This is a genomic window from Flavobacterium sp., from assembly GCF_040379285.1.
Taxonomy (GTDB): domain Bacteria; phylum Bacteroidota; class Bacteroidia; order Flavobacteriales; family Flavobacteriaceae; genus Flavobacterium.
On the sequence record NZ_JBEILJ010000079.1, the window covers coordinates 1 to 7,706 of the forward strand.

Below are 7,706 nucleotides of genomic sequence, written 5' to 3' on the forward strand. Positions count from 1 at the left end.
ACAAAACCACCTTCACGGGTGGTTTTTTCAACTGTTTATGGGTCAAGCTAATCGCTGAAAGCTAATTGCTAACCGCTTTTTTATATATTTACGATGCCACAGGGCGTAAAGTGCGTAAGGTGGTTCGAATACACGTTCTTTCACAAAATACTGTTACGGATTATGCAAATGGGTTTCAGTATGAAAATAACATAGTACAGTTCTTTCCGACAGCAGAGGGGTATGCTACTCGATTAACCACAAAGATTGAGGAAACGGGTCGTCTTGTAAAAATCCCGATTGAAGAGTTGCCTGAGGATCAGTTTAGCTATGTGTACAACTACACCGACCATTTGGGGAATATACGTTTGAGTTATGCGCAAGACCCCGACACGCAGCAGTTGAAAATTGTGGAGCAAAACCATTACTATCCTTTTGGGTTGCGCCACACCAACTACAGCGGCGGCAAGATGCAAGTGGTCAAGGAACAGGAGTTCAAACGCATGGCACCTACTCCAGAGGAGTTGTTGTCGTATAAGTATAAGTACAACGGCAAGGAGTGGCAAGATGAGTTGGGGCTTAATATGTATGATTATGGAGCAAGGAATTATGACCCTGCCATTGGTAGGTGGATGAATATTGACCCGAAAGCCGAAACTTCAAGACGATGGAATCCGTATACCTATTGTTATAATAATCCAATGCGATTTGTAGACCCTGATGGGATGGAGGCAGATATAATAAATCCAAAATTTACTGATGCAAAGGGTTCAGCAAGTGGTACCACAAAAGCGGCATATGTGAATGAAGTTGAAAAAGCTACTGGAAACACGTATAAAGTTTCATTCGATAGTGGAGGTAATGTCGTTTTTACACAGATTCGACAACGTCTGTTACTCCTGAGCAACAAGCATTTATAGATGAGTACAAAGCTATTGTATCTGATCCAAATGTTATTGTAGACCAAGAAATTGTGTTTGATGATGTAAAAACAGAAGTCGGTAGCTTTAAGACTAATTCAATGGATATTGCTGATGTATCGCAGTTTGATAAAGCAGGCCCTTTAGGAGCTTCATCAGCGGGAATTATCATCCATGAAACTGTTGAACAATATGAAAAAGCAAAAATGGGAATATCAAAAGGTAGTGTAGGAGTTATAACAGTAGATTCTGCAGGAATTATTCACACTCCTGATATGGCTGCAGCACATGCCGTAGCTTTGAAAGCAGAGGATAGAGTAAATGGTAATACTAGAGTAACTTCCTCAAATCCAAACATAGACGAATTTATAGAAAAAAATGGTAATCATTCTCGTCAAGCTTATGCACAACCTCCTGGTTCAGGTACTGTCAATGTAATAAAAATGTAAGATATGAAATCGCTGTTAATCTTTTTACTATTACTTCAATCTAGTTGTTCAACTTTCAATAGGCAAGATAGAAATCTTAATCCATGTAATGAAAATATTGAATTTAAAAAGCAATTTTTCTATCATTTACAAGTGGTGGATGAATATATGCACTTAGTAAATCCTAAAGTTTTAAATATTGATGAATTACAGAAGTTAGTGACGCAGGAAAAAATAAAAAATTTTAACATTTCTCTTAATTTTATTTCAAAATATACACACGTTTCTTACGAGTATATCAGCCATTCTAGGTATCCTTACGGAGTCTATGAAGAAGATAAATCAGTTTGGTTAAAATGGTACGAAGAAAATAAATGTAATAACATTCAAATTAAGTTGTAATAAATCCATTGCCTCCGCTCCCGCGCGAAATGAAATTCGACGAAGTCAATCCTTTCGCGTGGTAGTAGATAATTATGTAACAACTGTAATACAAAACCCCCTTCACGTGTGGTTTTGTGTTAAAAACTCTATGTTTCTAATTACATTATAATTGATAAATAGCTGAAACCCTAGCCCTGGTGGCAGTGGAAAGCCCGGAAGGGGGATGCGTTGTTTTTTACCGCCGAGGGATAGCGACCCAAGAAGCTTGAGCGCGGCTTAGTAAAAACACGCAGGCCACTGAGGACATGCAACGAACAACAGGAAATAGCTACAAAACAATATATTCAGGTTTGAGGTTCACGGCACTTTTATAAACCAAAAAACCACCCCGAAGGATGGTTTTCTTATTATGGTATAATGCTGGCTTAGTCTCGGCTGCTTATTTTGGATAGCAATCGCAAGAACTCGATATACAACCAAACTAGGGTTACCATCAAGCCCATCGCGCCAAACCATTCCATATACTTGGGCATGCGGTTGGAGACGCCTTTTTCAATTTGATCAAAGTCCAAAAACAAGTTTAACGCCGCAATGACAATCACAAAAACGCTAATGCCAATACTCATTAAGCTGTGGCCATGATGAACGGGTTGGAAGTTGGTAAATAGCGAAATCAACCAAGAGATCAAATAATAGGCAGCAATAGCCAACGTAGCGGCCACAACCACCGAACGAAACTTCTCGGTGACTTTCACCACTTGGTATTTGTATAAGGCCAAACAAATGAAAAACGTTATAAAGGTGGCGCCCACGGCTTGAATAACAATCCCTGGGTAGGCAGCTTCAAAATAAGCCGATACGCCCCCGATGAACAATCCTTCAAAAACCGCATATCCTGGCGCTAAGAAGGGCGACCAAGCAGGTTTGAACGACGCGACCAATACAGCAATCAAGCCCACAATTGCCCCGCCAAAAACAAGAATTAACGGGTTGTACCCCGCATTAATCATCATCCATGTGATGACGGCACCGCCCACGAGCAATACCAACAAAAGGAACGATTTGTTGATGGTTCCGTTTAAGGTCATTGTTTGGTTGTAATCAATAAGTACCGCATCGTGTACGGTTTCACTTTCCTTGTAGGATTTGGTGTTGAAAAAAGGATTTCTAGATTCCATAGTACTGTAGTTTATGTCTCAAAGATAATTTGATTTTTTGGAATGAAAAAAGGATTATCAAAATTCTAACAGGTTGATAATCCTTTTTACGATGTATACTTCGTTGCGTTTATTCGATTTCAGAGATACGCAAAGTGTTGACCATTCCGCGTTCTACTACGGGCATCGCAGCAAGGTTGATCAAGATGTCGCCTTTTTTAACAAACCCACGGTCTTTGGCCATTTGGTTAATGTCGTCAACGGTATCGTCGGTGGTGACAAACTTGTCGTAATAAAACGCATTGACACCCCATAACAAGTTCAATTGCGTTAGAATATACTTATTGGAAGTGTATACGAGGATGTGTGCTGAGGGGCGCCATGCCGAAATTTGAAACGCCGTGTACCCACTGTTGGTGAGGGTTGAAATCGCTTTGGCTTTGATATCGTTGGCCATCGTAGCCGCGTGGTAGCAAATGGATTTGGTGATGAATCGTTTGGTACGCACGTGCGGCGGATTTTGGGGGACTTGAATCAAAGGAGAATCCTCGACAGCCTCAATGATTTGGGTCATTTTTTCAATTACTTGCACAGGATAGTTTCCTACTGAGGTTTCACCCGAAAGCATTACCGCATCGGCGCCGTCCATTACCGAGTTGGCTACGTCGTTGACTTCAGCACGGGTGGGAGTCAAGCTGGTAATCATGGTTTCCATCATTTGGGTCGCCACGATCACAGGGATACGGGCTGTTTTGGCGCGGTGGATTAATTTTTTCTGAATTAAAGGCACTTCGTGTGCTGGAATTTCCACCCCGAGGTCACCCCGCGCTACCATCAATCCGTCGCAGTAGGCCACAATTTTATCGATGTTTTCTACGGCTTCGGGTTTTTCAATTTTGGCGACAATCGGAATTTTATGATTGGTATGTTCAGAAATCAATTCTTGCAATTCCATCAAGTCTTTAGGAGTTCGCACAAAGGAGAGCGCAATCCAATCCACGTCGTTTTCAATGGCAAAAATCGCGTCCTTGATGTCTTTTGGGGTCAAAGCAGGAAGGGAAACCTTGGTGTTGGGCAGGTTAACTCCTTTTTTGGATTTTAGGGGGCCTCCTTGAATGACTTTGGTTTTTACCTCGTTTTTTCCGTCGGTTTCGATGACTTCAAAAATGAGTTTTCCGTCGTCGAGTAGGATGCGTTCGCCCGGATTTACATCACTAGGAAATGCTTTGTAGTTCATGTATACGCGTTCGGCATTGCCAGGAACGTCTTCGGCGGTTTGAAAAGTGATCACATCGCCCGGATTGACCACAACGTCTTCTTTCATGACGCCCACCCGTAATTTGGGTCCTTGTAAGTCGCCTAAAATAGCGGTGGTGTATCCAAATTCTTGGTTTAATCCACGGATAATGTCAATTCGCTCCTTTACATCGGCATAATCGGCATGCGAAAAGTTAATACGGAACACATTGACTCCGGCGTCGATCATGTCCTTGATTACCTCGCGGGTACTACATGCCGGCCCCAGGGTAGCCACGATTTTGGTTTTTTTTCTATTCGGCATTCTTTTAAAAAATTAGATTGTGTTTGGACTTTAGTTGTTTTTTATCAATACGGTAAGCCATACTTACCCATTCAATTTCGCTGATTTTTCGAATCACTTCATCCAAATCGACATCGTTTTCTAGATTGTCAATTTTGAGAATGAAATCCACTTTTTTGTGTTCAGGCAATAAATGCACCGAAGTGGCGATGTCACTTTTTAGCGTAGCAAACAGCACACCTGATCCCTGCGATTCGGTGATGACTTCACTTTTATTTTGCACCAAATGCCAGGTAATGAAGCGTGATTCGTCATAAAATTCAAAGCGTGAAAGTCCAGTGCTTCCCTCTTTGATTTGTATGTGAAGGTCTTCTTGGGTTCGTGCCAACAAAACGTCGAGTTGTCGGTTTAGGTGAAAGGCCAAACGGGAATCTTCCAACGAAGTATGCAAGGCGATTACCTCGTAATCTTGCACTTCAAATTCATGGATGTAGATTTTTTGCGTCGCCATTTCCGCCCAAATAAGTTGTAAATATACTTCATATCAGAATGCGTTTTACCGAGATGAAGTTAGATTAACGTTATTTTATGAACGAAATCGTTGTAGGATTTTAAGATATTGCCTTATATTTTGTTAATTTTTTCTTGAAATGCAAAATAGGCACGTTTGGCTGCGATTTCTTCCGCTTTTTTCTTGGAGGTTGCTCGTGATTTGGCTACTACTTTTTGGTCAATGCTTAAGCGCACGCCAAAATATTTTTGACCGTCGTTGCCGTTGTCATCAAAAACATCGAAATGAAAGTTGTGTTTTTCTTTTTGGCACCATTCGATGACGAGGCTTTTGTAGCTGATGACTTTTCCTTCTAATTTTTCGATATCAACGTAGGGAATGATGACTTTTTCGTGGATAAATTTTTCGCAAAAATCATAGCCTTTGTCCAAAAATATAGCTCCAATCAAAGCTTCAAAGATGTTCCCGTGGATGTTTTCGCCAAAGTGCTGTGCTGGGACTTTACTATCCACAAATTGAATGAGATTAAGGTCGCGCCCGAGTTCGTTTAAGTGTTCCCGACTGACAATTTTGGATCGCATTTTGGTGAGGTATCCTTCGTCGCCGGTAGGCACTTGACGGTATAAATGTGCGGCAATAACGGAGCCCAACATGGCATCGCCCAAAAATTCCAAGCGTTCGTAATTCATCGGGCGTCCGTTTTCGTCCATCAAGTTGGAGGAACGATGGGTGAAGGCTTTTTTGTAATATTTTAATTGCCCAGGAGCAAATCCCAAGATGCTTTGTAGGGTCTCAAAAAAAATCCCGCCTTCTGTCTGAGGACGGGAGTTTTTAGCAAATATTTTTTTAATAATTCTCATAGAAGAGATTACGCGTCAATTTTTTTAAAAAGTACACAAGCGTTGTGGCCACCAAAACCAAAGGTGTTGCTCATCGCCACTTTGATATCGCGTTTTTGCGCTTTATTCAAGGTAAGATTCAACGAAGGGTCAATATTTTCATCGGCAAATTTATGGTTGATGGTTGGGGGAACAATACCGTGTTGCATTGCCAAAATCACTGCAATAGCCTCAATTGCACCTGCGGCACCCAACAAGTGGCCGGTCATTGATTTGGTAGAATTGATGTTAAGGGTTTTGGCATGATCTCCAAATACCGCGCTAATCGCCTTTAATTCAGCCACATCGCCTAGAGGTGTGGAGGTTCCATGGGTGTTGATATGATCGACATCGGCAGGTTGCATTCCCGCATCGCGAAGGGTATTTTGCATAACTGCGATAACACCTACGCCCTCAGGATGTGGTGCTGTGAGATGGTAAGCGTCTGAAGAAAGACCACCACCTCCGATTTCACAATAAATTTTAGCGCCACGAGCTTTGGCGTGTTCGTATTCTTCCAACACTAAAGCACCTGCTCCTTCACCAAGTACAAAACCGTCGCGGGTGGCATCAAACGGGCGCGAAGCCGTTTCAGGGCTGTCGTTGCGGGTTGATAAAGCATGCATAGAATTGAATCCGCCCATACCCGCAATGGTAACCGCTGCCTCAGATCCACCAGAGATGATAACATCACACATTCCCAATCGAATGTAGTTGAACGCATCGATCAAGGCATTGGCTGAGGAAGCACAAGCAGAAACCGTGGTATAGTTAGGACCCATAAAGCCATTGCGCATGGAGATGTGTGCAGGAGCTATATCGGCAATCATTTTTGGAATAAAAAACGGATTGAATTTGGGAGTTCCATCGCCTTTTGCGTAGTTTAAAACCTCTTCTTGGAACGTTTCTAAACCACCGATTCCAGCGCCCCAAATAACGCCTACGCGCGCTTTGTTGACATTGGTGTCGGTGATTCCCGCGTCTTTGATGGCTTCATCACTGGCAGCAATAGCATATTGTGAGAATTTGTCCAAACGACGGGATTCCTTACGGTCCATGAATTGTTCGATGTCAAAATTTTTGACTTCACAAGCAAACTTGGTTTTGTGTTTTTCGGTATCATAGTATGTAATGGGGGCAGCCCCACTTTTACCATTGACCAAACCTTCCCAATAGGCTTCGATCGAATTTCCGATGGGAGTTAAGGCGCCAAGACCGGTAACAACAACACGCTTTAATTGCATAAAAATGGATTTAGTTTGTTCTGTATATAAAGAATACCCTTGTTCCTTTTTGGCAAATCGCAAAGAGACAGGGGTATTTATCTTTAGGATTGATTTACAATCGCAATGTAGTGATTTTGAAAATAATAAAAACCCGCATGCCAAAAAGGTACGCGGGCTTGGTATATTTTATTATTTTTTAGCTTCTTCGATGTAAGAGATAGCTTGACCAACTGTTGAGATGTTCTCAGCTTGATCGTCTGGAATTTGGATGTCAAATTCTTTCTCGAACTCCATGATAAGCTCAACAGTATCTAATGAATCGGCTCCCAAGTCATTGGTGAAGCTTGCTTCAGATACAACTTCATTCTCGTCAACTCCTAGTTTGTCCACGATAATCGCTTTAACTCTTGATGCAATGTCTGACATAGTTTCTAATTTTTAATTTTTAATTGTTGGCAAAAATAAAAAACTTTATTTTATTTCAGCATTTTGATTTACAAATGTTACCACGAAGGTAATAAATTATTTTAACAAACCTTTTACGGTAGTTGAATTATCTCGTCATTTATTCGTTTTTTTGTAGGCGGTATTTTTGTCGAAAAACACAACCCGTTTTATGTCCAAAATTGTTCTATTTGCCTCGGGAGAAGGCACCAATGCTGTGGCGATTATCAAGAATTTTC

General features: G+C 41.5%; 9 protein-coding genes. 3 read left to right on the forward strand and 6 right to left on the reverse strand.

Going from position 1 to position 7,706, the window contains the following annotated elements; translation table 11 throughout:
* The first annotated feature begins 119 nt into the window (after positions 1–119).
* The 3 genes from ABWO12_RS11700 to ABWO12_RS11710 are packed head-to-tail and all read left to right on the forward strand — an operon-like array spanning position 120 to position 1,729.
* A complete protein-coding gene (locus tag ABWO12_RS11700; RefSeq protein ID WP_353089149.1) occupies positions 120–899 on the forward strand; it encodes an RHS repeat domain-containing protein in 780 nt (259 codons plus the stop codon).
* 53 nt (positions 900–952) lie between these two features.
* Positions 953–1,348, forward strand: coding sequence for a hypothetical protein (locus tag ABWO12_RS11705; protein WP_353089151.1), 396 nt, complete (start codon positions 953–955; stop codon positions 1,346–1,348).
* Between the two features lie 3 nt (positions 1,349–1,351).
* The gene (locus ABWO12_RS11710; protein WP_353089153.1) at positions 1,352–1,729 is read left to right on the forward strand and encodes a hypothetical protein; all 378 of its coding nucleotides are present in this window, start codon (positions 1,352–1,354) and stop codon (positions 1,727–1,729) included.
* Positions 1,730–2,136: 407 nt separating this feature from the next.
* Here ABWO12_RS11710 and ABWO12_RS11715 read toward each other — a convergent pair whose 3' ends face one another.
* The 6 genes from ABWO12_RS11715 to ABWO12_RS11740 all read right to left on the reverse strand — a co-directional run bounded on the left by ABWO12_RS11715 (position 2,137) and on the right by ABWO12_RS11740 (position 7,449).
* A complete protein-coding gene (locus ABWO12_RS11715) occupies positions 2,137–2,889 on the reverse strand; it encodes a Bax inhibitor-1/YccA family protein (protein WP_353089155.1) in 753 nt (250 codons plus the stop codon).
* A gap of 109 nt (positions 2,890–2,998) precedes the next feature.
* Positions 2,999–4,429, reverse strand: coding sequence for a pyruvate kinase (pyk, locus tag ABWO12_RS11720; RefSeq protein WP_353089157.1), 1,431 nt, complete (start codon positions 4,427–4,429; stop codon positions 2,999–3,001).
* A 4-nt stretch (positions 4,430–4,433) separates the two neighbouring features.
* Positions 4,434–4,919: an IPExxxVDY family protein gene (locus tag ABWO12_RS11725; RefSeq protein ID WP_353089159.1), complete on the reverse strand. Its 486-nt coding sequence runs from the start codon at positions 4,917–4,919 to the stop codon at positions 4,434–4,436.
* Between the two features lie 113 nt (positions 4,920–5,032).
* Positions 5,033–5,779, reverse strand: coding sequence for a ribonuclease III (gene rnc / locus ABWO12_RS11730; RefSeq protein ID WP_353089161.1), 747 nt, complete (start codon positions 5,777–5,779; stop codon positions 5,033–5,035).
* Between the two features lie 8 nt (positions 5,780–5,787).
* Positions 5,788–7,041 carry a beta-ketoacyl-ACP synthase II gene (gene fabF, locus ABWO12_RS11735; protein WP_353089163.1) on the reverse strand — a complete coding sequence of 418 codons (1,254 nt, stop codon included), beginning with the start codon at positions 7,039–7,041 and terminating at the stop codon, positions 5,788–5,790.
* A 171-nt stretch (positions 7,042–7,212) separates the two neighbouring features.
* Positions 7,213–7,449 (reverse strand): acyl carrier protein, encoded by a 237-nt coding sequence (locus ABWO12_RS11740; protein WP_026980165.1) that lies wholly within the window; start codon positions 7,447–7,449, stop codon positions 7,213–7,215.
* Positions 7,450–7,706: the final 257 nt, after the last annotated feature.

What these genes read in the sequence shown, in the direction of transcription:
- ABWO12_RS11710 (WP_353089153.1), top strand. Translation starts at nt 1,352, where the DNA reads ATGAAATCGCTGTTAATCTTTTTACTATTACTTCAATCTAGTTGTTCA.
- ABWO12_RS11715 (WP_353089155.1), bottom strand. Translation starts at nt 2,889, where the DNA reads ATGGAATCTAGAAATCCTTTTTTCAACACCAAATCCTACAAGGAAAGT.
- pyk (WP_353089157.1), bottom strand. Translation starts at nt 4,429, where the DNA reads ATGCCGAATAGAAAAAAAACCAAAATCGTGGCTACCCTGGGGCCGGCA.
- ABWO12_RS11725 (WP_353089159.1), bottom strand. Translation starts at nt 4,919, where the DNA reads ATGGCGACGCAAAAAATCTACATCCATGAATTTGAAGTGCAAGATTAC.
- rnc (WP_353089161.1), bottom strand. Translation starts at nt 5,779, where the DNA reads ATGAGAATTATTAAAAAAATATTTGCTAAAAACTCCCGTCCTCAGACA.
- fabF (WP_353089163.1), bottom strand. Translation starts at nt 7,041, where the DNA reads ATGCAATTAAAGCGTGTTGTTGTTACCGGTCTTGGCGCCTTAACTCCC.
- ABWO12_RS11740 (WP_026980165.1), bottom strand. Translation starts at nt 7,449, where the DNA reads ATGTCAGACATTGCATCAAGAGTTAAAGCGATTATCGTGGACAAACTA.